Here is a 26,589-nt window from a genome sequence, read left to right as displayed (position 1 = left end):
AACGGCACGCCTCACCGTTTCGTTCCGGTGGCTCACGGAACGGCGCCTGTCGGCTGCGGGTTATGCGGCCTTCTTCCAGCGCCCGAAAGGTTAATCCCATGCCCGCCATCGCCGACGCGCGCGTCCTCATCATCGCTACCGACGGGTTCGAGCAGGCCGAGCTGTTCGGCCCGCTCGAACGGCTGCGCGAGGCGGGGGCGGACGTCACCCTTGCCAGCCTCAGGACCGATCCGATCCAGGGCATGGTGCATGACGAGAAGGGCAGGACGATCACGCCCGACACGCTGATCGCGGATGTCGATGCCGACGATTATGATGCGCTGGTCATCCCCGGCGGGGTCGCCAATCCCGACAAGCTGCGCACCGACGAGGCGACGGTCGCGCTGGTCCAGGCGTTCGACGATGCGGGCAAGCCGGTGGCGGCGATCTGCCATGGGCCGTGGCTGCTGGTCGAGGCGGACATGGTCGAGGATCGGACGGTGACGAGCTGGCCGTCGCTGCGCACCGATCTCGAAAATGCGGGCGGCGAGTGGGAGGACGAGCAGGTGGTGGTGGATGGCAACATCATCACCAGCCGCAAGCCGGACGACGTGCCCGCCTTCAACGAGGCGCTCATTCGCCTGATCGAGCAGGGCGTCGAGGAGGACTGAGCCGCCTCGACCGGCTCAGGACGAGGACGGTACGGGCGGCGCGCCGAACGGCGCCGCCGCCGGCCGGCCCCAGCCGACCTTTGCCGCGGCCGTGCCGCGCCGCCGGCAGTAATTGTCGAAGCCGATCTCCAGCGCGACCAGCATGTAGACGAACGGCTGGAAGGCGATGCCGACGAATGCGCCACCGACGAGATAGATGAGGTGCCCGTGCTGCAGCGCGGTGGCGAGCGGGGCGATCCAAGCATCTTCGGGCCCCGCCCGGGCATAGCGGCGGCGCAGCACCTCCATCCGGAACATGCCCGCTACGTGCAGTGCGATCCACAGCAGGAAGCCGGGGAAACCCTGCTCGCCCAGCATCTCGAAATAGCTGGAGTGGAAGGCGCGGCCGGCATCATAGGTGGTGCGCGCACTGGTGGTCGAGGTGCCGCCGACCTTCTCGGTCGCGACCTGATCGATCTTCAGCTTGTTCTGACGATACACCTCGAACCCGCCGCCCATCGGGTTTTCCTTCACATAGTCCCACGTCCATGCCCACACGGCGAGGCGTGTCGAGGCGGACTGGTCTGACTGGTAGCCGGCGATCGTGTCCATCCGGCTGAACCAGGCGGCGGGCAGGAATTGCAGCGCGATCATTCCGCCCGCGCCCAGCAGCATCAGGTACAGCACCCGCCGCTTGACCGAGCGCAGCATCAATACGGCAAGCAGGCCGATGCAGATCAGACCGGTGCGCGCCTGCGTGCCGACGGGGATCAGCAGGCAGGAGAAGATCAGCGCGCCGGCATAGGTGCGCACGCGCCAGTCCGGCGGGAAGATCGTGCCGTAGCGCGCCAGCCACAGGATCAGCGGGATGATCGCGACCGCCACCGCCGAGATGATCGATCCTTCGTAGAGGCCGCTATTATTGTCGACCATCAGGTTGAGCGAGCCGTAGCCGCCGCCCGACGCCAGCGTCTTCACGCCGCCGACGACGATGATCGACGAGGCGGAGAAGACCATCGCCAGCGCCAGCCCCTCCATCCGCACGCGGGTGCGCAGCGTCAGCGGCAGGAAGATGGCGAAGGCCAGCGCCTTCCACACCCACTCCCACTTTTCGGGTGCGGCATCGGGCAGGTCGGCGTTGATCGTCGTCCAGCTGCACCAGGCGAGCAGCAGCACCAGCAGCACCTGCCGCATGCTGAACCGCGTACCGCTCTTGTCGTCGCTCACCGCCCAGCCGCCGACCGCCAGCGCCGCCGCGATGAGCGACACGGGCACCGCGTTGAGCAGGAAGTAGGTCAATCGCTGCGGCGAGACGATGTCGATATAAACATAGGCGATGACGAAGAGGAACGGCCGGCGGAAGCCCAGGCCGAACAGCATGAGCAGGAAGCCGACGAGGGCGAGATCGCGCATCGATCAGGGCTCCTCGCGGTCGAGATCGGGGCGGCGCAGAAGCCGCCATGCCAGGATCGCGAGCAAGGCGTGGCTGAGCGCCAGCGAGAATGTATCGATCATCGCTCAGCCCCCGTCATGGTCGCCGCCTAGACGCGCCCGAGTTGACGTCGCGTTAAGCAGCGCGCCTTCATAGAGCTGCCTCATGCGGATTCTCCACGTCCTCGATCATTCGCTGCCCGCGCATAGCGGATATACCTTCCGCACGCGTGCGATCCTGAAGGCGCAGGCGGCACGCGGCTGGGAGGTGGCGGGGCTCAGCAGCTGCCGCCAGCCCGATCCGACCGGCGCGGCGGAGGAGATGGTCGACGGCCTGCGCTTCTTCCGCACCGCGCCGTGCCCGCCGAGCCCCAGCCCGATTCGCGAATGGCGCGAGATCGAGGCGCTGGCGCGGCGGCTGGATCAGGTGATCGACCAATGGCAGCCGGATCAGCTGCACGCCCATTCGCCGGTGCTGACCGCACTTGCCGCGATGCGGATCGCCAGGCGCCGCAAGCTGCCGCTCGTCTACGAGATCCGCGCCTTCTGGGAGGATGCGGCGGTCGGCAACGGCACCGATCGCGAAGGCTCGGCGCGCTACCGGGCGACGCGCATGCTGGAAACCTATGCCGCCAAGCGCGCCGATGCGGTGGCGGTGATCTGCGAGGGCCTGCGCGCCGATCTGGTCGCGCGCGGCGTCGATCCGGGCAAGATCGTCGTCTCGCCAAATGGCGTCGACCTGTCGCTGTTCGGCGATCCGCCGCCGGCCGACCAAGCGCTGGCCGAGTCCCTGGGGCTGGCGGAGGCCGAGGTGGTCGGCTTCGTCGGCTCCTTCTACGATTATGAAGGACTGGACGATCTGATCGCCGCCATGCCCGCGCTGATCGCCGCGCGCCCGCGGGCCAAGCTGCTGCTGGTCGGCGGCGGTCCGATGGAGCGCGCGCTCCACGCACAGGCGACCGCCTCGCCGGTTGCCGATCGCATCGTCTTCGTCGGCCGCGTGCCGCACCAGGAGGTGGAGCGCTATTACGGCCTGATCGACCTGCTCGCTTACCCGCGCAAGGCGATGCGGCTGACCGAGCTGGTGACGCCGCTCAAGCCGCTGGAGGCGATGGCGCAGCGCCGGCTGGTCGCCGCGTCGGACGTGGGCGGACACCGCGAGTTGATCGAGCATAATGTAACGGGCACCTTGTTCCCGCCGGACGATCCGCCGGCCCTCGCCGCCGCGCTCGCCGCTTTGCTGGCCGATCGCGGCGGGTGGGATCGCCGCCGCGCCGACGCCCGCGCGTTCGTCGAGCGGGATCGGGACTGGGCGTCGAACATTGCGCGCTATGCGCCGGTTTATGGCCGACTGACGGGCAAGACCTTGTGATGGGGGCTGATGTGATGAGAAACGGCATGATGCGCGCGCTGGATCGCCTGCCGCTGGGGCCGATCATGGCCGGTGCCTTCGCCGCGGCGCTCGCCTTCGCGCTCTACGCCATGCCCAACTGGCGGCTGGAGAGCGCCGTGGTGGCAAGCGGCCTGCCCGATCTGCTGGGTGCGGCGGAACCGCCGCTCGGCCGCACCGCGCGCACGCTGGTGATGCTCGCCGCCGCGCTGGCGGGCGGCGGCGCCGTGTGGGCGCTGTTCTGGTGGATCGAGCGCCCGCGCCCCGCACCCGCCGCGGCACCGGCCGCAACCGTCGCCATGCCCATCGACGAGGCGCCCACGCTGCGCCGCGCCGATGCGCATCCCGATGCGCCGCCGCGCCGCCCGATCTTCGCCGCGCAGGATCTCGGCGCGCCGCTCGACGAGGCCCCCGTCATTCCGTGGCGCGAGGATCGCCGCCAGCTGGCGCCCGTCACGATCGACGCGTCCGAACTGCTGCTCGACAAGCCGTTCGTCGAGCCCGCCGCCGATCCGCTGCCCGACAGCGCCGCCGGCCTGCTCGCGCGGCTGGAGGCGGGGCTGGTGAAGCGCGGCACCGCGCCGCGCCCCGACGCCCGCCTGCGCGAGGCGCTGACCCGCGGCGCCGCCTGATCGGGCTTCCCGTCGCGCCTCCGAGCCCCTAAGCACCGCGGCGGGGCAGGGGGCATAACACGAACATGGTCGCGCACGTCTCGACGGTGGCGTTCCTCGGGCTGGAGGCGCGGAGCGTCGAGGTGCAGGTGCATGTCGCCGCCGGCCTGCCCGCCTTCGTCATGGTGGGTCTGGCCGACAAGGCGGTGGGCGAGAGCCGCGAGCGGGTGCGCGCCGCGCTCTCCGCCATCGGGCTCGCGCTGCCGCCCAAGCGCATCACCGTGAACCTTTCTCCCGCCGATCTGCCCAAGGAGGGATCGCATTACGATCTCGCCGTGGCGCTCGGCCTGCTGGCCGCAATGGGCGTGGTCGATGCGGAGGCGCTGGCCGACTATCTCGTCGTCGGCGAACTCGCGCTCGACGGGCGGGTGCAGGCGGCGCCCGGCGTGCTGCTTGCCGCGCTGCATGCCGCAGAGCGCGGGCTCGGCCTGATCTGCCCCGCGACGCAAGGGCCCGAAGCCGCGTGGGCGAGCGGGATCGAGGTCGTCCCCGCCGCCGACCTGATGGGCCTGCTCCAGCACCTCAAGGGCGACACCCTGCTGCCGCCGGCCCCCGCGGGCGAGGCGGCGGCGGCGCCCGCCGGGCCCGATCTGCGCCAGGTCAAGGGCCAGGAAACCGCCAAGCGCGCGCTGGAGATCGCCGCGGCCGGCGGCCACAACCTGTTGATGAGCGGGCCGCCCGGCGCCGGCAAGTCGCTGATGGCCGCGTGCCTGCCGGGCATCCTGCCGCCGCTCACCCCCGCCGAGGCGCTGGAGGTGTCGATGATCGCCAGCGTCGCGGGGCTGCTGGAGGGCGGGCGGATCAGCCGCGCGCGCCCGTTCCGCACGCCGCATCACTCCGCATCGATGGCGGCTCTGGTCGGCGGCGGCCTGCGCGTGAAGCCGGGCGAGGTCAGCCTCGCGCATCTCGGCGTCCTGTTTCTCGACGAGCTGCCCGAGTTCCAGCGCGCGGTGCTCGATTCGCTGCGCCAGCCGCTGGAGACGGGGCGCGTCTCGGTTGCGCGGGCCAATGCGCACGTCACCTTTCCTGCGCGGGTTCAGTTGATCGCGGCGATGAACCCCTGCCGCTGCGGCCATCTGGGCGATCCCGCACTCGCCTGCGCACGCGCGCCGAAATGCGCGGCGGATTATCAGGCCAAGGTGTCGGGCCCGCTGCTCGACCGGATCGACCTGCATGTCGAGGTCGCCGCCGTCTCCGCCGCCGATCTCGCGCTACCGCCGCCGGCAGAAGGGTCGGCCGAGGTCGCCGCCCGCGTCGCCGCCGCGCGCGCGGTGCAGACGGAGCGCTATGCGGGGGAAAGCGTGCGCACCAATGCCGAGGCGGACGGCCCCCTGCTCGATACGGTGGCGACGCCGGACGAGCCCGGCCGGCTGCTGCTGGCGCAGGCGGCGGAGAAATTGCGGCTGTCAGCGCGCGGCTATCACCGCGTGCTGCGCGTCTCGCGGACGTTGGCGGATCTGGCGGGGGCCGAGTCGGTCGGGCGCGTCCATGTCGCCGAGGCGCTCAGCTATCGGCGGCGCGCACCGACCAACTGAGACTCAGTCCCGGCCCTTGCGCGTAGCGTCGCGGGCGCGCGCGTCGTGCCCGCTCTTGTCGCTGTAGAAGGCGGCCGCGAACAGGCCGCAACCAAGCAGGACCGAGAGGAACACGCCGGCGATCGTCGCGATCACCATGTGCAGCCTGAGCGGCCCCCAAAGCGACAGATACCACAGCGCGCCCGCCACCATCAGCACGCCGGCCAGTGCGATGGTCAGCATCATGCGCCGGAACTGGGCGGTGGCATCGCGATTGCGCATGGCAGTCTCCATCATGGCGGCGAGATAGGCACCGGGCGGATGCGTCGCCATAGGACAGATTGTCCCAGCACCGCCTCCGTCGCAGCCGCCGCGGGGCTCGTCGTGCTGCGCTGGCCCACGCCTGGGCTTCGCGCGATCCCGCTTGCAAGGAATCGCGGGAAGCATAGGCTGCCCGCCTCCGTCCCGAACCGAACAGGGGGTTGCGATATGGAATGGGCTCTACTGCCGCTCAAGCGCTACGCGGATTTCAACGGCCGGTCCCGGCGCAAGGAATATTGGTTCTTCGCGCTGATGATCCTGGCCATCTACCTCGTCATCACCGTCATTGGCATGGTGCTGGGCAGCCTGACGCCGTCCGATACGGCGAACGGCATCCTCGCCGCGCCGGCCTTCCTGCTGCTGCTGCTGTTCGGCCTCGCGGTGATCGTGCCGGGCATCGCGGTGCAGGTGCGGCGGTTCCACGATCAGGACAAATCGGGCTGGTTCGTGCTGCTGAACCTGATCCCTTATGTCGGCGGGCTCGTCGTGCTCGTCTTCATGTGCCTTGAGGGGACGCGCGGGCCGAACCGCTTCGGGCCGGATCCGAAGACCAACCTCGCCGGCGCTTACTGAGGGTGAGCGACGCCCCCTCCGGTCGAGGAGGGGGCGATGGTGCGGGCGGTCGGGCTCGAACCGACACTCCTTGCGGAACCGGATTTTGAGTCCGGCGCGTCTACCAATTTCACCACGCCCGCGTGGCCCACGCGATGCCATGCGCTCGCGCCGCCGTCCAGAGCGGATGCGTCAGGCGGGCCGCTCCAGCCGCACCACGGCAAGGTCGCAGCGCCGGCGAAAGCCGAGCGCCTCGTAGAGCGCGATGGCCCTGGCATTGTCCGCATAGGAGGTGAGGAACGGCGTCTCGCGGTCGCGCAGGATCCGCGCCGCCACGGCAAGGGTCAGCCGCGCGGCCAGACCTTGGCCGCGCGCGTCCGGGTGCGTGCAGACGCCGCTCACTTCGCGCCAGCCGGGCAAATGCAGCCGCTCGCCGGCCATCGCCAGCAGCCGCCCGCCCGCATCCCGCACGCCGACGAAGCGGCCGAGCTGGTGCGTGCGCGCAAAAAAGGGGCCGGGTGCGGTCAGCGTGGCGAGGGCCAGCATCTCCGCCGCATCCGCGTCGCCGAGCGGCACGATGTCGTCGCCATCAGGTGCGGTGACAGGCTCCGCCACCATCTGCACCCCGGCCCGCGTCGTTGCGGCGAGGCCGGGGGGCAGCGCGGGCATCTCCCGCTCGATCAGGATCACCGCATCGCCGGGCGCGATCAGCGCGGCAAGCGCTGCCGTCGCCGCCGCGCCGCGATCTGCGGCAGCCGCGAACATGGCGTAATCAGGATGGTAGCGGCGTGCCGCCTCCCCTCCGATCGCGAGGTGCGCCTGGTGCGTCGCGAGGGCGTGCCAGATCGGCCGGTCGAGCGGATGGTCCATGGCATGGCAGGCTAGCCGCACGCACGGCCTCGCGGAAGCGGGGGTGACGCGCCGCCGCGCCTTGTCTATCGCCCGCGCGGATGACGCCGCCCGCCCTCCGCCTCGCACTCGACGGCGCCGCGCTGGTCGCCAACTGGCGCGCCGTCGCGGCGCTTGGCCCGCAAGCTGCGTGCGGCGCGGCCGTGAAGGCCGATGGCTATGGCCTCGGCGCGCGCGAGGTGAGCGCGCGCCTCGCTGCCGCGGGGTGCCGTGACTTCTTCGTCGCGACCTGGGCCGAGGTGGAGAGCCTGGGCGCGCTGCCGGAAGGTGCTGCGCTTTCCGTTCTGCACGGCGTCCGCGGGGCGGACATGGCCGCAGCACGTGCCTCGCCCGCACGCCCGGTGCTCAATTCGCCGGAACAGGTCGCCCGTTGGCGCCAGACGGGGCGGCCCTGCGACGTGATGGTCGATACCGGCATGAACCGCCTCGGCCTCACGCCGGAGGAGGCGACGTCGGGCCTGCTCGATGGCGTGCCCATCGACACGCTGATGAGCCATTTCGCCTGCGCGGACGAGCCGGATCATCCGCTCACCGCCCGCCAGCGCGCCGCCTTCGACGCGGTCGCCGCACGCGTGCCCGCCCGGCGGCGCAGCATCGCCAATTCGGCGGGTGCGCTGCTCGGCCATGCGCTCGATCTCGTGCGGCCCGGCCTGGCCCTCTATGGCGGCGCGCCCGCGCCGGGCGCCGCCTTCGCGCAGGTCGTCCGCCCGCAGGCGGAGGTGCTGCAGCGCCGCCGCGTGCCGGCCGGCGAGACGGTCGGCTATGGCGCGACCTTCACCGCGCCCGTCGACATGGCCGTCGCCATCCTCAACATCGGCTATGCCGACGGCTATTTCCGCGCCTTCGCCGGGCACGGTGTCGCGCGGGCGGGAGAGGCCGCCTGTCCGCTGGTCGGGCGCGTGTCGATGGATCTCGTCGCGGTCGACGTGACCGGCACGGACGTGGCCGAGGGCGACTGGCTGACGCTCGATCTCGCGCTGCCGTCTGCCGCCGCGGCGACGGGCATGTCGCAATATGAGTTGCTGACCAGCCTCGGCCGCCGCTACAGCCGGGTGTGGGAATGATGTCCGGGTCTGTTCCGAGAGCGGTGATCGCTGCCTTTGCCGCAATCGGCGGGCTGATCGTGGCGATGCTGGCCGAAATCGGCCGCGTCACCCGTTTCGCTGCGCTGACCATCGGCCGTGCGCTCACCCCGCCTTATTATCCCGGCCGCCTGCTCGAACAGCTCGGCCATATCGGCTGGCTGTCGCTGCCCGTCGTCGGCCTCACCGCCATCTTCACCGGCGCGGCGCTGGCGCAGCAGATCTTCACCGCCGGATCGCGCTTCTCCGCCCAGTCGACCGTGCCCGCGGTCGTCGTGATCGGCATGGTGCGCGAGCTCGGGCCCGTCCTCGTCGGCCTGATGGTCGCGGGGCGCGTCTCCTCCGCCATGGCCGCCGAGATCGGCACGATGCGCGTGACCGAGCAGCTCGACGCGATGACCACTCTGCGCACCGATCCGTTCCGCTACCTGCTGTCGCCGCGGCTGTTCGCGGGCGTGATCGCGCTGCCGCTGCTGGTGCTCGTCGCCAACGCCATCGGCATCTTCGGCGGCTATCTGCTGGCGGTGCACAAGCTCGGCTTCAACGCGTCCAACTATCTCGCGGTCACGCGCCGCGTGTTGCGTGCGGACGATTTCCAGATGGCGCTGGTGAAGGCGGCGGTGTTCGGCTTCTTCATGGCGCTGATGGGCTGCTATCACGGTTATCGCACGGCAGGCGGTGCCGCGGGCGTCGGCCGGTCGACCACCAATGCGGTCGTCTCCGCCTTCGTGCTGATCATCCTGTCCAACCTGCTCATCACCATCGCGGCGTTCGGCTGATGGCGGGCGAGAAGATCCTGCTGGAGGACGTGCGCAAAAGCTTCGCCGGCCGCGCGGTGCTCGACGGCGTCAACCTCGCGATCGAGCCGGGCGAATCGCTCGCCATCATTGGCCAGTCGGGCAGCGGCAAGTCGGTCACGCTGAAGTGCATCCTCGGCCTGATCCGTCCCGATGCGGGCCGTATCCTCGTCGATGGCGAGGATGTCACCGCGATGCGGCCGGCGCAGCTGGAGAAGCTGCGCACCAAATTCGGCATGCTGTTCCAGGGCTCGGCTTTGTTCGATTCGCTGCCCGTCTGGCGCAACGTCACGTTCGGCATCACGCAGGGGCGGATGCGCGAGCCGGCGCGCATGCGGATGATCGCCGAGGAGAATCTGGAGCGCGTCGGTCTCGACGGCCGCATCCTCAACCTGCGCCCGTCCGAGCTGTCGGGCGGCATGCAGAAGCGCGTCGCGCTCGCCCGCGCCATCGCGCCCAGGCCCGAGATCATCTTCTTCGACGAGCCGACCACCGGCCTCGATCCGATCCGCGCCGACGTGATCAACGACCTCATCGTCAGCCTGGTCGACGATCTCGGCGTCACCGCGCTGACGATCACGCACGACATGGCGTCCGCCCGCAAGATCGCGCACCGCGTGGCGATGCTCTACCAAGGCCGCATCATCTGGCGGGGCCCGCGCGACCGGCTGTACGATTCGGGCAATCCTTACGTCGATCAGTTCGTGCTCGGCCGCGCCGAGGGACCGATCAAGTAAGGCGCACGTTCTTCCGCTCCGCCTTCAACCCGAACGGAGTGTCGCGATGCTCGGCCGCGAAATCCCCAACGTCATCCTGAAAACCCGCGTCCGCGACGAGAGCGTGGATGGCCCCAATCCCTTCCGTTGGCAGGACGTCCACACGCCCGAGCTGTTCAAGGGCAAGCGCGTCGTCGTCTTCTCGCTGCCCGGCGCCTTCACGCCGACCTGTTCGACCGAGCAATGCCCGGCGTTCGAGCGCAGCTATGCCGACCTGAAGGCCGCGGGCGCGGACGAGGTTTATTGCATCTCGGTCAATGACGCCTTCGTCATGTACCAGTGGGGCAAGCATCTCGGCGTCGAGCGGGTGAAGCTGCTGCCCGACGGATCGGGTGATTTCACCCGGCGGATGGGCATGCTGATCAACAAGAACCATCTCGGCTTCGGCGATCGCAGCTGGCGCTATGCGATGGTGGTCGACGATGGCCGCATCACCGGCTGGTTCGAGGAGCCCGGCATCAACGACGAGGGCGCTGACGACGACCCTTATGGCGAATCGAGCCCGGACAAGGTGCTGGAGTGGATGGCGGCGAACCCGCGGGGGTAATTACCCCGTCGTCACCCCGACTTGTTCCGGAGTCTACCGGGCGGCCAGACCAGCAGCGTCCGGATGTGCCGCGCGGTGGATGCTGAAACGAGTTCAGCATGACGAAGAAAGGGAGGGAGCGGCTCGTCACCGCTCCCCCTCGACTTACATCTCGTTGCGGATCTCGTCGCCCGCGCGGTCCGCGGCGTTGCCGATCGCGTCGCCGGCATTGTCCAGCGCGGAGCCCGTCGCCTCGGCGGCGTTGCTCGCCACGTTGCCGGCGGCATCCAGCGCGGCGCTGGTGTCGTCCACCGCCTCGGCGGCCGTCGCATTGACGTCGGCGGCAACCGCGGAGGCGGCCTCGCTCGTCTCGTTCTGGGCCTTGTCGCTGCACGCGCCGAGCGCGAGCGCGCCGGCGAGGATCAGGGGGAGTGCGATCTTCATGGTCATCCTTCCAGGAGGGTGGCGAGGTTGAACGCCAGCGTCGGCGACGGGGTTGCAGCCGTATCCGGCGGCGTGGTCGCGGTGTCCGCGGGCGCGGGGTCGGCGGGCGGCGTGACCGGCTCGGTGGCGGGCGTCGTCACGACAGCATCCCCGGCCGGCGTCGTCGCGGCATCGCTGCCCGTCTCGGGCGGCGGCGCGTCGGCACTGGTCGGGTCGAGGCTGGCCGGCGTCTCTCCCGCCGTGCCCGCATCGTCTTCGGCATCGGCGATCGCGGTGGCGCGGCCCTGCAGATAGGCCGAGCGCGCCGCCGCATAGGGATCGAGGCTGGTCTGGAGGAAGGTGTCTGCCCCGCTCTCGATCAGGTCGGAACGGATCGACACCAGCTCCGCCGCGGTGAAGCCCAGCCGCTCGATCTGGTTCAGGTTGGTGCACTGTTGCAGGCAGATGTTATACGGGTCGGCGACCATGGCGACGCCCGAGCCGATGCCGTCGCGGATGGTGGAGGGCCCGAGCAGCGGCAGCACGATATAGGTGCTGCTCTTGATGCCCCACCTGGCCAGCGTCTGGCCGAAATCCTCCGGCGCCGGGCGGATGCCGAGGTCGCTGGCCGGATCGCCGAGGCCGGCGACCCCCACCGTCGTGTTGACGACGAAGCGGCCGAGATTCTGCACCGCGCGGCCGGGCTTGCCCTGCAGCAGGTTGTTGATGAACGACCATGGCTCGTTCAGGTTGGCGAAGATGCGCGAAACGCCGCGCCGCACCGGCCGCGGCGTGACGAAGCGATAGACCACCGTCACCGGCTTGACGACGAAGCGGTCTGCCGTCTGGTTGAAGCCCCACACCGCGCGGTTGAAGCCTTCCAGCGGATCGCGCGGCGCATCGGCCAGCGGCGCCTCCCCGCCCGTCAGGCTGGCTGCGGCGGCGTCTGCCGTGGCGGCGTCGATCGGCGCTTCCGGCGGCGTCAGGTCGGCGCCTGCCGCCTGCGATGCGGCGCCGCCATCGGCTGCAGCCGGGGGCGGCGTGGACGGGCTGGCGCTCGCCGCCGGCAACTGCCATGCGGCCGCGGGGACCGCGGCGCTGGCAAGAGCGATCACCGCGACATGGGCGAATAGACGCATTGAGTTGTCCTGTGTGTCGAGCCCCCGCTCGCAAGCCTGTCCGCTTGCCATGGCGCATTGCAGCGCACAAGTCGCTTGCAGGGATATAAAGATATCTTTATGTCTTGAACTGACATGCAGCCCGCTCTCGACATCTTTCGCGCCCTGGCAGACCCCACGCGACTGCGCATCGTCGCGCTGATCGCGGCCATGGAGCTGTCCGTCGGCGAACTCGCGCAGGTGCTGGGGCAGAGCCAGCCGCGCGTGTCGCGCCACGTCAAGATCCTGACGGCCGCCGGCCTGGCCGAGCGGCGCAAGGAAGGCAGCTGGGTGTTCCTTGCGCCGGGTGCGCCGGCGCTGTTCGCGCCTGCCATGGCGGCCATCGCGGCGCTGGGCGGGGACGAATGGTCCGCGGCCGATCGCGCCCGCCTCGCCGCCGTGCGAGCCGATCGCAGTGCCGCGGCGGAGGCATGGTTCGCCGCGCATGCCGATGATTTCGACGCGCTTGCATCGCTCCAGGTGGGCGAGAGCGAAGTGGAGGCGGCGATGGCGCGCATCCTCGCCGGGCGCGGCATTGGCCGCCTGGTCGATATCGGCACCGGCACCGGCCGCATCCTCGAACTGTTCGGCCGCGACGCGACGAGTGCGCTCGGCCTCGATCGCAGTCCGGAGATGCTGCGCCTCGCCCGCGCGAAGCTCGGCGCCGCGGGCCTCACCCGCGCGGAGCTGCGGCAGGGCGACATGCATGCGTTGCCGCTGCCAGACGGCTCCGCCGACACGGTCGTGCTGCACCAGGTGCTGCATTATGCGCAGCAGCCCGCGGCGGCGGTGGCGGAAGCGGCGCGGCTGCTCGGCGACGGCGGGCGGCTGCTGGTGGTCGATCTCGCCGCGCACGACCGGGAGGAGCTGCGCACGCGTGATGCGCATGCCCGGCTCGGCTTTCGCGACGAACAGATGACGGCATGGTTCGAGGCGGGCGGGCTCAAGGCCGGCGCGATCGACCGGCTGGATGGTGGACTGACGGTGAAGCTGTGGCTGGCCACGCGCGAGACGACGCGTGGGCTCGGCGCGAAGGACGTGGAGAGGATCGCGGCATGACGTTCACTTTGACCCAGCTGGAGGAGGCGCGCCGCGCGCTGGACGCGCCGCTCTACGCGGATCTCGCCGGCGACGCGGAGGTTTCGTTCGAGTTCTTCCCGCCCAAGACGGCGAAGATGGAGGAGACGCTGTGGAGCGCGGTGGAAACGCTTGCGCCGCTCGCCCCCCGCTTCGTGTCCGTCACCTATGGCGCGGGGGGCTCGACGCGCGAGCGGACGCACGCCACCGTCGCGCGGATCGCCGCCGAGACGAACGTGCCGGCTGCCGCGCACCTCACCTGCGTCGAGGCGTCCAAGGGCGAGATCGCCGAGGTGGCGGATGCCTATTGGCAGGCGGGCGTGCGCCACATCGTCGCGCTGCGCGGTGATCCGCCGCGTGAGGGCGAGCGGTTCCAGCCGCATGCCGACGGCTACCGCTCCGCCGCCGAGCTGGTCGAGGGCCTGCTGAAGCTGCACCCGTTCGAGATTTCGGTCGCCGCCTATCCGGAGATGCACCCGGAGGCGGATTGCGCCGATACCGACGTGCTCAACCTCAAGCGCAAGCTGGATGCGGGCGCCGCCCAAGCGATCACGCAATTCTTCTTCTCGCCCGACGCTTATTTCCGCTTCCGCGACCGGGCGGCGGCGGCGGGCATCACCGCGGATATCGTGCCCGGCATCCTGCCCGTCTCGAACGTCGCGCAGACGCGCAAGTTCGCCGGCATGTGCGGCGCGGCGATCCCGCCGTGGATGGACCGCCTGTTCGAGGGGCTGGACGATCACCCCGCCACCCGCCAGCTCGTCGCCGCGACCGTGGCAGCGGAGATGTGCCGCAAGCTTTATGCCGGGGGCGTGCGCCAGTTCCACTTCTACACGCTGAACCGCGCCGAGCTGGCCTATGCCATCTGCCACCTGCTGGGGAAGCGCCCGGTACGCGCCGCAGCCCCGCTGGAGGTGGCGGCGTGAGCGTCACCCCCTCTGCCGCCGCCGCGCGCTTCCGCGCGGAGGCCGCGCGCCGCGTGATGCTGACCGACGGCGCGTTCGGCACGATGATCCAGAACTACAAGCTGGGCGAGGCGGATTATGCCGGCAGCCTCGGCCTCGCCCACGAGCAGAAGGGCAATAACGACATCCTCGCGCTGACCCGGCCCGACGTGATCGCCGAGATCACGCAGGCCTATCTCGACGCGGGATCGGACATCGTTTCCACCAACACGTTCAACGCCAACACGATCAGCCAGGCCGATTACGACGCGGTGCATCTGGTGCGCGAGATCAATCTCGCCTCCGCCCGGATTGCGCGCGAGGCGGCCGATGCGGCGCAGGCCAAGGACGGGCGCCCGCGCTTCGTCTCGGGCGCGCTGGGGCCGACCAACAAGACGCTGTCGCTGTCGCCCGATGTCAACGATCCCGGCTTCCGCGCGGTCGATTTCGACACCGTGGCGAATGTCTATGCCGATCAGACGCGCGCGCTGCTGGATGGCGGTGTCGATTTCATCCTGATCGAGACGATCTTCGACACGCTGAACGCCAAGGCGGCGATCTACGGCGTGCGGATGGTCGAGGCGGAGCGCGGGCTGGAAGTGCCGATCATGCTGTCCATGACGGTGACCGACATGTCGGGCCGCAACCTCTCCGGCCATTCGGTCGAGGCGTTCTGGCATGCGGTGCGCCACGCCCGGCCGCTGACCGTCGGCTTGAACTGCGCGTTCGGGGCGGAGCTGCTGCGGCCGCATGTGCAGGTGCTCAGCCACATCGCCGATGCGCTGGTGATGATCTATCCCAATGCCGGCCTGCCGAACGACCTCGGCGAATATGACGAGCTGCCCGCCACCACCGGCGGCCTGATCGGCGGCTGGGCGGAGGAGGGGCTGGTCAACGTCGTCGGCGGCTGCTGCGGCTCGACGCCGGGGCACATAGCCGCGATGGCCAAGGCCGTTGCCGGCCGCCCGCCGCGCTCCATCCCCGTCCTGCCGCCGCAGATGCGGCTGGCCGGGCTGGACCCGTTCAGCATGGCGGCGTGACGGCAGGCGTCATCCCAGCGAAAGCTGGGATCTCACGCGGCGCACGACACCCTTACCCCCCAAAGAGACCCCAGCATTCGCTGGGGTGACGATTAGGACCGACATGGCCACCGCCCCCAAGCTCGACGACGACCAGCCCGCCGCCGCCGCGTCCTCCGCCTTCGTCAACATCGGCGAGCGCACCAACGTCACCGGCTCCGCGGCGTTCAAGAAGCTGATCATGGCGGGCGATTACGCCCGCGCGGTCGAGGTCGCGCGCCAGCAGGTCGAGAATGGCGCGCAGGTGATCGACGTCAACATGGACGAGGGCCTGCTCGATGCCGAGCATGCCATGACCACCTTCCTCAAGCTGATCGCCGCCGAGCCCGATATCGCGCGCGTGCCGGTGATGGTCGATTCGTCCAAGTGGAGCGTGATCGAGGCGGGGCTGAAGTGCGTCTCGGGCAAGCCGATCGTCAATTCGATCAGCATGAAGGAGGGCGAGGAAGAGTTCCTCAAATATGCCCGCAAGTGCATGGCCTACGGCGCCGCCGTCGTCGTCATGGCGTTCGACGAGACGGGCCAGGCCGATACGATGGCGCGCAAGATCGAGATCTGCACGCGCGCCTATGACCTGCTGATGGGCATCGGCTTTCCGCCGGAAGACATCATCTTCGATCCCAACATCTTCGCGGTGGCGACGGGCATCGAGGAGCATAACAATTATGCGGTCGACTTCATCGAGGCGGTGAAGGTGATCCGCCAGCGCTGCCCGCACGCGCATTTCTCGGGCGGCCTGTCCAACCTGTCGTTCAGCTTCCGCGGCAACGAGCCCGTGCGCCGGGCGATGCACTCCATCTTCCTCTATCATGCCATCCCGGCCGGGCTGGATATGGCGATCGTCAATGCCGGGCAGCTCGACGTCTACGACACGATCGATCCCGATCTGCGCACCGCGTGCGAGGACGTCATCCTCAACCGCGATCCGGACGCGACTGACCGGCTGATCGCGATCGCCGAGCGCTACAAGGGCAAGGATGCCGTCGCCGAGAAGGCCGCCGAGGAATGGCGTGGCTGGCCCGTCGCCAAGCGGCTGGAACATGCGCTGGTCAAGGGCATCGACGCCTATGTGGTCGAGGATACGGAGGAGGCGCGCCAGTCCGCCGCGCGCCCCATCGAGGTGATCGAAGGCCCGCTGATGGACGGCATGAACGTCGTCGGCGACCTGTTCGGATCGGGCAAGATGTTCCTGCCGCAGGTGGTGAAATCCGCCCGCGTGATGAAGAAGGCGGTCGCCCACCTCATCCCCTATATCGAGGCGGCGAAGGAAGCGGGCGCGCGCGCGAAGGGCCGCATCGTCATGGCGACCGTGAAGGGCGACGTGCACGATATCGGCAAGAACATCGTCGGCGTCGTGCTCCAGTGCAACGGCTATGAGGTGATCGATCTCGGCGTGATGGTGCCGTGGCCGGCGATCCTCGCGGCGGCGAACGAGAATGATGCCGACATGATCGGCCTCTCGGGCCTCATCACCCCCTCGCTCGACGAGATGGTGACGGTGGCGGCGGAGATGGCGCGCTCGGGCATGACGATGCCGCTGCTGATCGGCGGCGCGACCACCTCCAAGGTCCACACCGCGCTGCGCATCGCGCCGGCCTATGAGGGGCCGGTCGTCCACGTGCTCGATGCGAGCCGAGCGGTGGGCGTCGCCTCCACGCTGATGAGCGACACGCAGCGCGATCCCTTCGTCGCCAAGACCGCGGCCGATTACCAGGCGGTGCGCGATGCGCGCGCCAACAAGGGCCAGAACGAGCTGGTGCCGATCGAGGCCGCGCGCGCCAATGCGCAGGCCTATGACGAGGCGCAGAAGCCCGCCGCGCCGGCAAAGCCTGGCCGCCACGTCTTCGAGTGGGATCTGGCGGACCTGCGTGAGTATATCGACTGGACGCCCTTCTTCCGCGCATGGGAGCTGGCGGGCAACTATCCCGCCATCCTCGACGATGCGGTGGTGGGCGAGAGCGCGCGCAGCCTCTGGGCCGATGCGCAGGCCATGCTCGACACGATCATCGCGGAGAAGTGGCTGACCGCGCGGGGCGTTGCGGCGCTGTGGCCGTGCCGCCGCGACGGCGACGACGTGCTGCTGGATGACGGCACGCGCCTGCCGTTCCTCCGCCAGCAGATCGCCAAGCGCGAGGGGCGGGCGAACATGTGCCTGGCCGACTTCATCAGCCCCGAGGGCGATACGCTCGGCGGCTTCGCGGTCGGCATCCACGGCATCGACGCGCACATCGCCCGCTTCAAGGCGGATCATGACGACTACAAGGACATCCTGCTGAAGGCGCTGGCGGATCGCCTGGCCGAAGCGTTTGCGGAAGCGTTGCACGCTCATGTCCGCACGGACCTGTGGGGCTATGCGCCGGACGAGCAGCTGACCAACGAGGCGCTGATCCGCGAGCAATATCGCGGCATCCGCCCCGCCCCCGGCTATCCGGCCTGCCCCGATCACAGCCTGAAGCCGATCCTGTTCGATCTGCTGGACGCAGGCGAGGGGGCCGGCCTGACCCTGACGGAGAGCTTCGCGATGCTGCCCACCGCCGCCGTCTCGGGCTTCTATTTCGGTCATCCGGATGCGGCCTATTTCGGCGTGGCGCGGGTGGGGCGCGACCAGCTCGAGGATTATGCGGCGCGGCGCGGCGTCGATCTCGACACGGCGGAGCGCTGGCTGCGGCCGAACCTCGACTGAGCGGGTGGGTAGGACGTGCGGGCGGATTTCGCCCGCAGGTTCAAGGAGTAAGAGGCCGACCGGCGCGTCCTGGTGCGCGCATCCGGGAGGGGGTCGCCCGTGTGACCGGGCCGCCCGCCTCAAGTTCTGGCGCGTCTGCCTTCGAGACGCTGCCGGTTCGGAAGCGGGATGGTGGCGGGGAAAGCGACCATGCCCCGCGACTGCCCGCATCCCGGCCCGGGCTTGCGCCCGAGCCGTTCAGTCCATCTCGCGAAGCTTCGGCTGGGAGCCGGATGTCTTCGCGCCGGTCGGTGCCCTGAGGCTGCCCCTTGCCCGCCGCCGCGATCACTGGTGGCGAGCGGGCGGGCTGTTAGCCGATATGGTTCGTTTTGTCAAGGGGCGGGCGTGGTGCTGATCCCAAGCGCCCTCAGCTCCGCCGCCGGAGGGATCCCGGACCAAGTCCGGCCTGACGAGGGAAGGACCGTTTCCCCCAGCGTCGTGCCAGCGAAAGCTGGCATCTCTCGAGGCCTGACCTAAGCCAGGAGGATGCGCGGCGGCTGATGCGCGAGAGACCCCAGCTTGCGCTGGGGTGACGCTGGAATGGCGCACGGCCACCGTCCGACTGGTTAACCCTCTCTCCACCTCGACTCATGTCGCGGGGCGCGGCATTTCGGCGACCATGCGCCAGACCCTCGCCCTCGCCGCCCTGCTTCTCGCGACCGCCGCTGCGGCGCAGAACCAGTCCCCGCCCTTTGTTGTCGCGGAGACGGGCAAGGGCTTTTACCGGCTGCAGGATGCGGTCTCCTCGATCGGCGAGCGGGATGGCACGATCCAGATCGCGCCGGGCACCTACCGCGACTGCGCGGTGGTCGATGCGGGGCGCGTCGCTTTCCAGGCGACCCAGCCCGGCACCGCCATCTTCGACGGCGGCACCTGCGAGGACAAGGCGGCGCTGGTCCTGCGCGGGCGCGATGCGGCGGTCGAGGGGCTGGTGTTCCAGAACCTGCGCGTGCCCGACGGCAATGGCGCCGGCATCCGGCTGGAGCGCGGCAATCTCACCGTCAGCCAGACCATCTTCCGCAATTCGGAGGAAGGCATCCTTACCGCCGACGATCGTGCGCAATCGGTGCGGATCGATCGCTCGACCTTCTCCGGCCTCGGCCGCTGCGATCGTGGCCTGTCCTGCGCGCACGCAATCTATGTCGGCCTGAGCGGTGCATTGTCCGTCACGCATTCGCGCTTCGAGCGCGGCACCGGCGGCCATTACGTCAAGAGCCGGGCGGCGAAGATCGAAGTCACCGATTCGAGCTTCGACGATTCGCAGGGCAAGACGACCAACTACATGATCGATCTGTCGACCGGCGCTGTCGGCACGATCGCCCGCAACGAGTTCGTGCAGGGGACCGACAAGGAGAACCGGTCCGCGCTGATCACCGTCGCCCCCGAGGCGCGCGAGAACCGCTCCGCCGGCTTGACGATCACCGGCAACAAGGCGCGGCTGGCGCCCGGTGCCGTGCCGACCGTCTTCCTGGCCGACTGGAGCCACGAGCCGCTGAACGTCAGCGCCAACACGCTCGGCAAGGGGCTGAAGCCCTTCGAGCAGCGGAACTGACGGGCCACTAAGTTGCCACGCCGTTGGACGGAGCGGCTGCGCCGCACCGCCGCCCGCCGTGGCATGTCTTCGGATTGCTGACGCAATCCGAAGCTGCCCGCTAGCGCCCGCAAGTACTTCCCGCGCCCGCGTCCAGATCGAGGCAGCGCCCGTCGATCTCGGCCGCGGGCACGTCCAGCCCGATCGTCGCGGCGAGTGTCGGCAGGATGTCCACCGTCTCGACCGGCAGCGGATGCTCGAAGCCGGTCATGCCCGGATACCAGAACAGGATCGGCACGCGCCGGTCATAGTTCCAGGGGCTCCCGTGCGTCGCGACATAGCCCTTGGTCGGATCCGCGATCGGTACGACATGCGGCTTCAGCGCGACGACGAGGTCGCCCGATCGCGCCGCATCGAAGCTGGCCCTGAACCGCTGGGCGAGCGGCCATTCGTCCATCGGCACCGCCGCGGTGGGTGACGGGACCGTCAGAAGCTCCTCCGCCGTGAACACCGCCGCCACCTGCGGCTCTGCCAGCAGCCGTGCCTTGGCGAGTGCCACCACCTGCGCCTTGCGGTCCGCCGGCACGTCCCGCGCGACATAGACGTCGCCGAACGGCCCCGTCCCCAGCAGCACCGGGCCGGACAGGCCGAGCGTGCGGCCGATGGCCTTGCCGACGGTGCCGACCGGATCGGCCGAGCTGACGCGCGCCGCATCGGCCGTGCCCTGCACCGTCAGGCGCTCGGGCAGGTCGAAGCCGCCATGATCGGCCGACAGCGCCACCTCGTAGGGAATGCCGATCCGGTCCAGCGCCGCCAGCAGGCGGCCGATCGTCGCATCCAGCCCGACCTGCTGCGCGCACATCTCCGCACCCTCGGTGCCGTAGGTGTGGCCGACATAATCGCTGGCGGAGAGGCCGACGATCAGCACGTCGGTGGCCGGGCCGCGGCCGAGCTTCATCTCGTCGGCAAGCGCGATGGCGAGATCCGCCACCGCCGCGTCGAACAGCGGCGAGGCGCGGAAGCCGCGCGCGTCGTTCGGCTTCATCGCCACCAGCCGGCCCACGCTCTTGCCCGCACCGATCGGCACCGCCACGTCGCGGCCGCGGCAGATCGGCGGCAGCGGCACGGCAGGCGGGCGCGCGACGGTTGCCGCGACGCGCGCATTCGCCGCGGCAACGGCGGCGGGGGCGGGGCCGGTGCGATCGACCAGAGTGACGAAGCCGGGCTTGCTGCTCGGATCCCAGAACCAGATCTGGTCCGTGGTGTGGCCGCCCATCATCACCGCCGCCCGGTCCTTGCCCGCAACCGAGACGACGCGGCTCTGCGGCGAGACGGCCTTCAGCCGGTCCCCCAGCGTCGGCACGCGCAGGTGGGCGGGGGAGACGACATAGGGCTGTCCGGGAGCGGGCGTCTTCGTCTCGTCCTCGGCGCAATAGACGCCGTGGCTGCTGTCCTTGCCGCGGGTGACGCCCAGATCGAGCCAGTCATTGGCGATGATGCCGGTGCGCGCCGGGCGCGATCCGGTGAGCAGGGTGGAGTGGCCGGGGCACGTCTCCGTCGCGGCGTGGCTCTGATAGCCGGCCGGGAAGACGCCGCCCTGCATCAGCCGCTTGAGGCCTGACGTGTAGGTGCCGCGATATTCGGCGAAGAGGTCGGCGGAGAACTGGTCCACCGAGATCATCACCACCAGCTTCGGCCGGGGCGGCGGCGCGGCGGAGGCAGCCGTGGGCAACAGCGCGGTCAGGGCCGCCAGGATCCAGTGCGCGCGCATATAACCTCCTCGGTGCAGGCCGCCTCGCCCGATGCTATAGCGCGGGGGGACGACGCAAGGAGGTTCGGTGGCGGCACTTGGTTTCAGGCTGATGGCGATGCTGCTGGCCCTGCTCGGCGCCGGCCTCGCGGTGGCGGCGCCGCCCCATATCGCCGCCACGTTGGAGGCCGAGTCGCGCGCGCCCAAGGCGGGCAGCCGCATCGACCTTGCCATCGCCTTCCGTCCCGCGCCGACATGGCACGGCTACTGGAAGAACCCCGGCGACGCGGGCACCGAGACTTTGGTCGAATGGACGCTGCCCGCGGGCGTCAAGGCGGGTGAGCTGCGCTATCCCGTGCCGGGCACGCTGCTGGTCGGCGGGATCATGAACCATGTCTATGAGGCGCCCTATGCGCTGCTGGTGCCGCTCGACGTGCCGGCGGGGCTTGCGCCGGGGACGCAGCTGCCGATTCGCGCCAAGGTCGACTGGCTCGCCTGCACGCGCGAGATCTGCGTGCCCGAGCGGGCGACGCTGAGTCTCGACCTGACTGTCGGCGATGGCGCGGTCGAGCCGGCGGCACGGACGCGCTTCGACGGCTGGCGGGCGGCGCTGCCGCGCCCGCTGGGGGCGCAGGCGCGGTTCGAGCGGGCGGGCGAGACGCTGCGGCTGGCGGTGCCGCTGCCGGCGTCGGCGGCGGTGAAGGAGCCGTGGTTCTTCCCGCTCGGCGACGATGTGACCGAGCAATCCGCGCCGCAGCGGGCCAGCCGTGCGGGCGACGCGCTGGTGATCGAGGCGAAGGTCGGCCGGGGCAGCCCGGAGCGGATCGAGGGCGTTGTGCGTATCGGGCCGGATCGCGGGCTCGCTATCGTCGCGGTGCCGGGCAAGGTGCCCGCGGGCGGCGCGGCAGCGGGTGCCGTGGAGAGCGAAGGCGAGGGCGGCGGCGGGCTGCTGCTGGCGCTCGGCGGCGCGCTGCTCGGCGGGCTGCTGCTCAACGTCATGCCCTGCGTCTTCCCGATTTTGAGCCTCAAGGCGCTGAGCCTCGCGCGCGGCGGCGGCTCGGCCGCGGCGGCACGGCGCGAGGCGCTGGCCTATACCGGCGGCGCGGTGATTGCCTGCGTCGCGCTGGGCGCGGCTTTGCTCGGCGTGCGGGCGGGTGGCGCGGCGGCGGGATGGGCGTTCCAGCTGACCGATCCGCGGATGATCGCGGCGCTGCTGCTGCTCAGCCTCGCCATCGCGCTCAACCTCGCCGGCCTGTTCGAGCTGCCGAGCCTCAGCGGCGGCCTGCATGCGCAGGGAGCCTTTGCCACAGGCGCGCTCGCCGCCTTCGTCGCGACGCCGTGCACCGGGCCGTTCATGGCGGCGGCGCTGGGGGCGGCGCTGGTGCTGCCATGGGTGCAGGCGCTGGCGGTGTTTGCCGGGCTGGGCCTCGGGCTGGCGCTGCCCTTCCTCCTCATCGGCTTCGTGCCGGCTCTGCGGCGGGCGCTGCCGAAGCCGGGGCCGTGGATGGCGACGATGCGGCACATCCTGTCCGTGCCGATGTTCGTGACCGCGCTCGCGCTCGCCTGGCTGCTCGGCCGGCAGGCGGGGGCGGACGGCATGGCGATGGGCCTCGCCGCGGCGCTGGCACTGGCGCTGGGCCTCTGGTGGGTCGGCCAGCGCGGGCTTGGCGTGCGCGCCTGGCTGCCGCTCGCCCCCGCGCTGGCGGTGAGCGCGGCGCTGATCCTGACGGTGCCGCGCGCCGGCCCGGCGGAGGCGGCGGTCGCATCCGCCGGGTCGGAGCCGTTCAGCGAGGCGAAGCTGGCGGCGCTGACGGGCGCGGGCACGCCCGTCTTCGTTTATTTCACCGCGGACTGGTGCCTAACCTGCAAGGTGAACGAGAAGGCGGCGATCGAGCGCAGCATTGTGCGCGACGCCTTTGCCGCCAAGGGCATCAAGGTGCTGGTGGGCGACTGGACGCAGGGCGATGCCGCAATCGGCCGCTTCCTCGAGTCGCAGGGGCGCTCGGGCGTGCCGCTCTATCTGTTCTACGCGCCCGGCCGCGCCCCCCAGGTTCTGCCGCAGCTGCTGACGCCGGGGCTCTTGACCGGGCTCGCCGTGTGAGCGGATGATCGGCGGATCAAGCGAAGGAGAGGTTCGATGCTGTACCGAACGATCGCGCTGTTGACCGCTCTTGCCCCCGCCATCGCCGCCGCCGCGGCGCAGGTGGGCGCGCCCGCCCCGGCCTTCACCGTGGCCGACAGCAAGGGCAAGCCGGTGCGGCTGGCCGACTACAAGGGCAAGCTGGTGGTGCTGGAGTGGAACAACCCCGGCTGCCCCTATGTCCAGAAGCATTACAACAGCGGCAACATGCAGCGCACGCAGGCCGCCGCGCGCGCGGCGGGCGCGGTGTGGCTGACGGTGAATAGCGGCGCGCCGGGCAAGCAGGGCCATATGTCGGGCCCACAGGCGGATGCCTTCGTCGCCTCGGCCAAGGCGCGGCCCGCGGCCTATCTGCTCGACGCCTCGGGCGCGGTCGGGCGCGCTTATGCGGCGAAGACGACACCGCACATGTTCGTCATCAACCCGGCGGGCCGGCTCGTCTATGACGGCGCGATCGACGACAAGCCGACCGCCGACCCCGCCGACATCAAGACCGCGAAGAACCTCGTGATGGCGGCGGTGAACGAGACCAGGGCGGGCAAGCCGGTCAGCGTGGCGACCAGCCGGCCCTATGGCTGCTCCGTCAAATATGCCGGCTGACGGCTATTTCCTGATCCACACACGCTGGCCGCCGACCCACGTTTCATAGACCTGCGTCGCGCGCAGTTCGCGCGGGGCGGCGGTCAGCGGGTTGCGATCGACGAGGATGAAGTCTGCGCGCTTGCCGGGCGTGAGGCTGCCGAGGCGGTCCTCGGCGAAGCCGGCATAGGCGGCGCCGGTGGTGAAGCCGGCGAGCGCCTGCTCGATCGTCACCTTCTCCTGCGGGCGCCAGCCGCCCGGCGGCTGCCCTTCCGCATCCTCGCGGCTGATCGCGGCGGCCAGGCCGGGGAAGGGATTGGGGCTCTCGACCGGATAGTCCGACCCGAAGGCGAGCCGCGCGCCTGCCTTGATCATGGTGGCCCAGGCATAGGCGCCGCCCAGCCGGCCCTCGCCCAGCCGGGTGCCTGCCATCTGCCAGTCGGACGTCTCGTGCACCGGCTGCATCGAGGCGATGATGCCGGTGCGGCCGAAGCGGGGGAGGTCCGCCGGATCTACGATCTGCGCATGTTCGATCCGCCAGCGGCGATCGCCCTTGTAGGTCTCCGCCACCTCCTCGATCGCGCCGAGCGCCTGCGCGTTGGCGGCATCGCCGATGGCGTGGACGGCGACCTGGAAGCCGTCCATCGCCGCGCGGCTCATCAGGTTGCGGATCTTGGTGTCGTCGAGGAACTGGAGCCCGCGCGTGGCCGCGTCGGAATAGGGATGCTTGAGCCACGCGCCGCGTGAGCCGAGCGCGCCGTCGGCATAGAGCTTGACGCCGACCATGCGCAGCCGATCGCCATAGAGCCACGGCGTCTTGCCCGTGCCCGCAACCGCGAGCAGCGGCTCGATCCCCTTGGCATAGGAGAGCAGGCGAACGCGCAGCCGCCCGGCATCGCCCGCACGGCGATAGACGTTCCAGTCCTCGGCGGTGGTGCCCATGTCGGCGGTGGCGGTGATGCCGGAGCCGAGCAATATGTCCTGCGCGCGTGCCAGCGCCTCGTCGCGCTCGCGCGGCAGCGGGGCGGGCACCGCGCGCCAGACCAGCTCCATCGCCGCATCGACGAAGGTGCCGGTGGGATTGCCCTTCGCATCCCGCTCGATCCGGCCGCCGGGCGGATCCTTCGTGGCGGCGGTGATCCCCGCCTCGCGCATCGCCGCGCTGTTGGCGAGGAGGGCGTGGCCGTCGACCCGCTCCAGCACGACCGGACGATCCGGCACCACCGCGTCGAGATCGGCGGCGGTCGGGAAGCGGCCGAGCTTCCAGCGCTCCTGATTCCAGCCGCCGCCCTGGATCCACGTCGGCGTCTCATGCTCGCGGGCATAGCGGCCGAGCGCGTTCTGCGCGTCGGCAAGCGAGGTGGTGGCGAACAGATCGAGCCGCAGCGCGCGGAAACCGAGATCCATGACGTGGCCGTGCGCGTCGATCAGCCCCGGCATCAGCACGCGGCCGCGCCCGTCCAGCTTGAAATCGAGCCACTCGGGGCGCTTGTCGCCGGCGGCGAGCAGGCGCTTCACATTGCCGTCCTTGCCGATCAGCAGGCCGGTGAAGCGGCGGACGCGGCCGTCCTCGTCCAGCGTCAGCCCGTCGACATTGTCGATCAGGCCGCCTTCGTTGGGCGGCGGGGCGGCGGGTTCGCGCTTGCGGGCGGCGGTGGCGGGCTGGGCGATGAGGGCGAGCGCGATCGCGGCGCCGGCCAGTCGGGCAAAGGCGCTCACTCGGGCAGCGTCCGCACCACCGCCGACACGTCCTGCCGTCCGCCGCCCATCGCCTGCACCTCCGCATAGAATTGATCGGCGAGCGCAGTGAGCGGGATCGCCGCGCCGTTGCCGCGCGCCTCATCGAGCGCGAGGCCGAGATCCTTGCGCATCAGATCCACCGCGAGACCGAAATCGAACCGGTCCTCGCGCATCGTCGCCCAGCGATTGCTGAGATACCAGCTGGCCGCCGCGCCGCCCGACACGGCTTCGTGCACGCGGTCGAGATCGAGGCCGGCCTTTTGCGCGAAGCGGAACGCCTCCGCCACGCCCTGCATCGCGCCGGCGATGGCAATCTGGTTGACCATCTTGGCCTGCTGCCCCGCGCCCGCGCCGCCGATGTGGATGACGCGCGCGGCATAGGCAGCGAAGAGCGGCTCGGCCGCGGCCATCGCCTTTTTCGGCCCGCCGCACATCACCGACAGCCGCCCCTCGCGCGCGCCGCTCTCGCCCCCCGAGACGGGCGCGTCGAGCACGAGCAGGCCGCGATCCTTGCCCTCGACCGCCAATTGCCGCGCGATGCGCGCGGACACGGTGGAATGATCGACGAACAGCGTGCCCGGCGCCATCGCGCGGAAACAGCCCTCCGCCCGCACGGTCGCGCTTTCGAGATCGAGATCGGAGCCGACGCAGGTGAACACCGCCACCGCGCCCTCGGCGGCGGCGGCAGGGCTGGCGACGGCGCGGCCGCCATGCTGCGCGACCCACGCCTCGGCCTTGGCGCGCGTGCGGTTGCACACGGCGACGTCGTGCCCCGCCGCGGCGAGACGCGCCGCGATCGGCGCGCCCAATGTTCCCACCCCGATGAAGCCCAACTTCGCCACACCCAAG

Annotated in this window: 24 protein-coding genes and 1 tRNA gene; 16 read left to right on the top strand and 9 right to left on the bottom strand. The window is 70.5% G+C overall.

What is annotated here, in order from left to right; genetic code table 11:
• Positions 1–98: 98 nt before the first annotated feature.
• Positions 99–650, top strand: a complete 552-nt coding sequence (locus BM360_RS13415; RefSeq protein ID WP_093315400.1) for a type 1 glutamine amidotransferase domain-containing protein — start codon at positions 99–101, stop codon at positions 648–650.
• A gap of 15 nt (positions 651–665) precedes the next feature.
• On the opposite strand, the gene BM360_RS13410 is transcribed toward BM360_RS13415, so the two are convergent.
• The gene (locus BM360_RS13410) at positions 666–2,042 is read right to left on the bottom strand and encodes a putative O-glycosylation ligase, exosortase A system-associated (protein WP_093315398.1); all 1,377 of its coding nucleotides are present in this window, start codon (positions 2,040–2,042) and stop codon (positions 666–668) included.
• Between the two features lie 184 nt (positions 2,043–2,226).
• Here BM360_RS13410 and BM360_RS13405 point away from each other — a divergent pair, with 184 nt between their 5' ends.
• The 3 genes from BM360_RS13405 to BM360_RS13395 all read left to right on the top strand — a co-directional run bounded on the left by BM360_RS13405 (position 2,227) and on the right by BM360_RS13395 (position 5,656).
• Positions 2,227–3,432 (top strand): TIGR04063 family PEP-CTERM/XrtA system glycosyltransferase, encoded by a 1,206-nt coding sequence (locus tag BM360_RS13405; RefSeq protein WP_093315396.1) that lies wholly within the window; start codon positions 2,227–2,229, stop codon positions 3,430–3,432.
• 26 nt (positions 3,433–3,458) lie between these two features.
• Entirely contained in the window at positions 3,459–4,082 is a 624-nt protein-coding gene (locus tag BM360_RS13400; RefSeq protein WP_093315394.1) for a hypothetical protein, read from the top strand.
• Positions 4,083–4,147: 65 nt separating this feature from the next.
• Positions 4,148–5,656: a YifB family Mg chelatase-like AAA ATPase gene (locus BM360_RS13395; protein ID WP_093315392.1), complete on the top strand. Its 1,509-nt coding sequence runs from the start codon at positions 4,148–4,150 to the stop codon at positions 5,654–5,656.
• A gap of 3 nt (positions 5,657–5,659) precedes the next feature.
• On the opposite strand, the gene BM360_RS13390 is transcribed toward BM360_RS13395, so the two are convergent.
• Positions 5,660–5,968: a hypothetical protein gene (locus BM360_RS13390; protein ID WP_242653478.1), complete on the bottom strand. Its 309-nt coding sequence runs from the start codon at positions 5,966–5,968 to the stop codon at positions 5,660–5,662.
• A 156-nt stretch (positions 5,969–6,124) separates the two neighbouring features.
• Here BM360_RS13390 and BM360_RS13385 point away from each other — a divergent pair, with 156 nt between their 5' ends.
• Positions 6,125–6,529 carry a DUF805 domain-containing protein gene (locus BM360_RS13385; protein WP_093315390.1) on the top strand — a complete coding sequence of 135 codons (405 nt, stop codon included), beginning with the start codon at positions 6,125–6,127 and terminating at the stop codon, positions 6,527–6,529.
• 37 nt (positions 6,530–6,566) lie between these two features.
• On the opposite strand, the gene BM360_RS13380 is transcribed toward BM360_RS13385, so the two are convergent.
• Both BM360_RS13380 and BM360_RS13375 read right to left on the bottom strand, forming a co-directional pair.
• Positions 6,567–6,651: transfer RNA gene (locus BM360_RS13380), tRNA-Leu, on the bottom strand.
• A gap of 49 nt (positions 6,652–6,700) precedes the next feature.
• Entirely contained in the window at positions 6,701–7,378 is a 678-nt protein-coding gene (locus BM360_RS13375) for a GNAT family N-acetyltransferase (protein ID WP_093315388.1), read from the bottom strand.
• A gap of 80 nt (positions 7,379–7,458) precedes the next feature.
• Here BM360_RS13375 and alr point away from each other — a divergent pair, with 80 nt between their 5' ends.
• From alr to BM360_RS13355, 4 genes are read left to right on the top strand one after another with little or no spacing between them, the layout of a single operon-like run.
• Positions 7,459–8,481 (top strand): alanine racemase, encoded by a 1,023-nt coding sequence (gene alr, locus BM360_RS13370; protein WP_093315386.1) that lies wholly within the window; start codon positions 7,459–7,461, stop codon positions 8,479–8,481.
• A complete protein-coding gene (locus BM360_RS13365) occupies positions 8,481–9,278 on the top strand; it encodes an MlaE family ABC transporter permease (RefSeq protein WP_093316051.1) in 798 nt (265 codons plus the stop codon). The genes alr and BM360_RS13365 overlap by 1 nt, the downstream gene beginning before the upstream one ends.
• Complete coding sequence (locus BM360_RS13360) at positions 9,278–10,033, top strand: ABC transporter ATP-binding protein (RefSeq protein ID WP_093315384.1); 756 nt, start codon at positions 9,278–9,280, stop codon at positions 10,031–10,033. The genes BM360_RS13365 and BM360_RS13360 overlap by 1 nt, the downstream gene beginning before the upstream one ends.
• Positions 10,034–10,079: 46 nt before the next feature.
• On the top strand, positions 10,080–10,619 hold the full coding sequence (locus BM360_RS13355) for a peroxiredoxin (RefSeq protein ID WP_093315382.1): 540 nt from the start codon (positions 10,080–10,082) through the stop codon (positions 10,617–10,619).
• 144 nt (positions 10,620–10,763) lie between these two features.
• On the opposite strand, the gene BM360_RS13350 is transcribed toward BM360_RS13355, so the two are convergent.
• Both BM360_RS13350 and BM360_RS13345 read right to left on the bottom strand, forming a co-directional pair.
• The gene (locus BM360_RS13350) at positions 10,764–11,042 is read right to left on the bottom strand and encodes a hypothetical protein (RefSeq protein ID WP_242653477.1); all 279 of its coding nucleotides are present in this window, start codon (positions 11,040–11,042) and stop codon (positions 10,764–10,766) included.
• Between the two features lie 2 nt (positions 11,043–11,044).
• Entirely contained in the window at positions 11,045–12,160 is a 1,116-nt protein-coding gene (locus BM360_RS13345; protein ID WP_093315378.1) for an MlaA family lipoprotein, read from the bottom strand.
• Between the two features lie 114 nt (positions 12,161–12,274).
• Between BM360_RS13345 and BM360_RS13340 the strand changes: the two genes are divergently transcribed.
• From BM360_RS13340 to BM360_RS13320, 5 genes are all read left to right on the top strand, one after another.
• Complete coding sequence (locus tag BM360_RS13340) at positions 12,275–13,237, top strand: ArsR/SmtB family transcription factor (protein WP_093315376.1); 963 nt, start codon at positions 12,275–12,277, stop codon at positions 13,235–13,237.
• On the top strand, positions 13,234–14,181 hold the full coding sequence (gene metF, locus BM360_RS13335) for a methylenetetrahydrofolate reductase (RefSeq protein ID WP_093315374.1): 948 nt from the start codon (positions 13,234–13,236) through the stop codon (positions 14,179–14,181). Before BM360_RS13340 ends, metF begins: the two co-directional genes overlap by 4 nt.
• A 56-nt stretch (positions 14,182–14,237) precedes the next feature.
• Positions 14,238–15,239 carry a homocysteine S-methyltransferase family protein gene (locus BM360_RS13330; RefSeq protein ID WP_207544625.1) on the top strand — a complete coding sequence of 334 codons (1,002 nt, stop codon included), beginning with the start codon at positions 14,238–14,240 and terminating at the stop codon, positions 15,237–15,239.
• A gap of 103 nt (positions 15,240–15,342) precedes the next feature.
• A complete protein-coding gene (metH, locus tag BM360_RS13325) occupies positions 15,343–17,961 on the top strand; it encodes a methionine synthase (protein ID WP_093315370.1) in 2,619 nt (872 codons plus the stop codon).
• Between the two features lie 658 nt (positions 17,962–18,619).
• Positions 18,620–19,552: a right-handed parallel beta-helix repeat-containing protein gene (locus BM360_RS13320; protein WP_093315368.1), complete on the top strand. Its 933-nt coding sequence runs from the start codon at positions 18,620–18,622 to the stop codon at positions 19,550–19,552.
• A gap of 100 nt (positions 19,553–19,652) precedes the next feature.
• Here BM360_RS13320 and BM360_RS13315 read toward each other — a convergent pair whose 3' ends face one another.
• Positions 19,653–21,302: an alkaline phosphatase family protein gene (locus BM360_RS13315; RefSeq protein WP_093315366.1), complete on the bottom strand. Its 1,650-nt coding sequence runs from the start codon at positions 21,300–21,302 to the stop codon at positions 19,653–19,655.
• Positions 21,303–21,393: 91 nt separating this feature from the next.
• Here BM360_RS13315 and BM360_RS13310 point away from each other — a divergent pair, with 91 nt between their 5' ends.
• Positions 21,394–23,382: a protein-disulfide reductase DsbD family protein gene (locus BM360_RS13310; RefSeq protein WP_093315364.1), complete on the top strand. Its 1,989-nt coding sequence runs from the start codon at positions 21,394–21,396 to the stop codon at positions 23,380–23,382.
• A gap of 36 nt (positions 23,383–23,418) precedes the next feature.
• Positions 23,419–24,021, top strand: a complete 603-nt coding sequence (locus tag BM360_RS13305) for a redoxin domain-containing protein (RefSeq protein ID WP_093315362.1) — start codon at positions 23,419–23,421, stop codon at positions 24,019–24,021.
• A 3-nt stretch (positions 24,022–24,024) separates the two neighbouring features.
• Here the strand turns inward: BM360_RS13305 and BM360_RS13300 are convergent, their stop codons facing one another.
• Both BM360_RS13300 and BM360_RS13295 read right to left on the bottom strand, forming a co-directional pair.
• Positions 24,025–25,719, bottom strand: coding sequence for an amidohydrolase (locus tag BM360_RS13300; protein ID WP_207544595.1), 1,695 nt, complete (start codon positions 25,717–25,719; stop codon positions 24,025–24,027).
• A complete protein-coding gene (locus BM360_RS13295) occupies positions 25,716–26,582 on the bottom strand; it encodes an NAD(P)-dependent oxidoreductase (RefSeq protein ID WP_093315360.1) in 867 nt (288 codons plus the stop codon). Before BM360_RS13295 ends, BM360_RS13300 begins: the two co-directional genes overlap by 4 nt.
• Positions 26,583–26,589 lie beyond the last annotated feature (7 nt).

The organism is Sphingomonas jatrophae (genome assembly GCF_900113315.1).
Lineage (GTDB): Bacteria > Pseudomonadota > Alphaproteobacteria > Sphingomonadales > Sphingomonadaceae > Sphingomonas_P > Sphingomonas_P jatrophae.
Note: the sequence above shows the minus strand (reverse complement) of the source record. Positions and strands in the feature narration are given on the sequence as shown.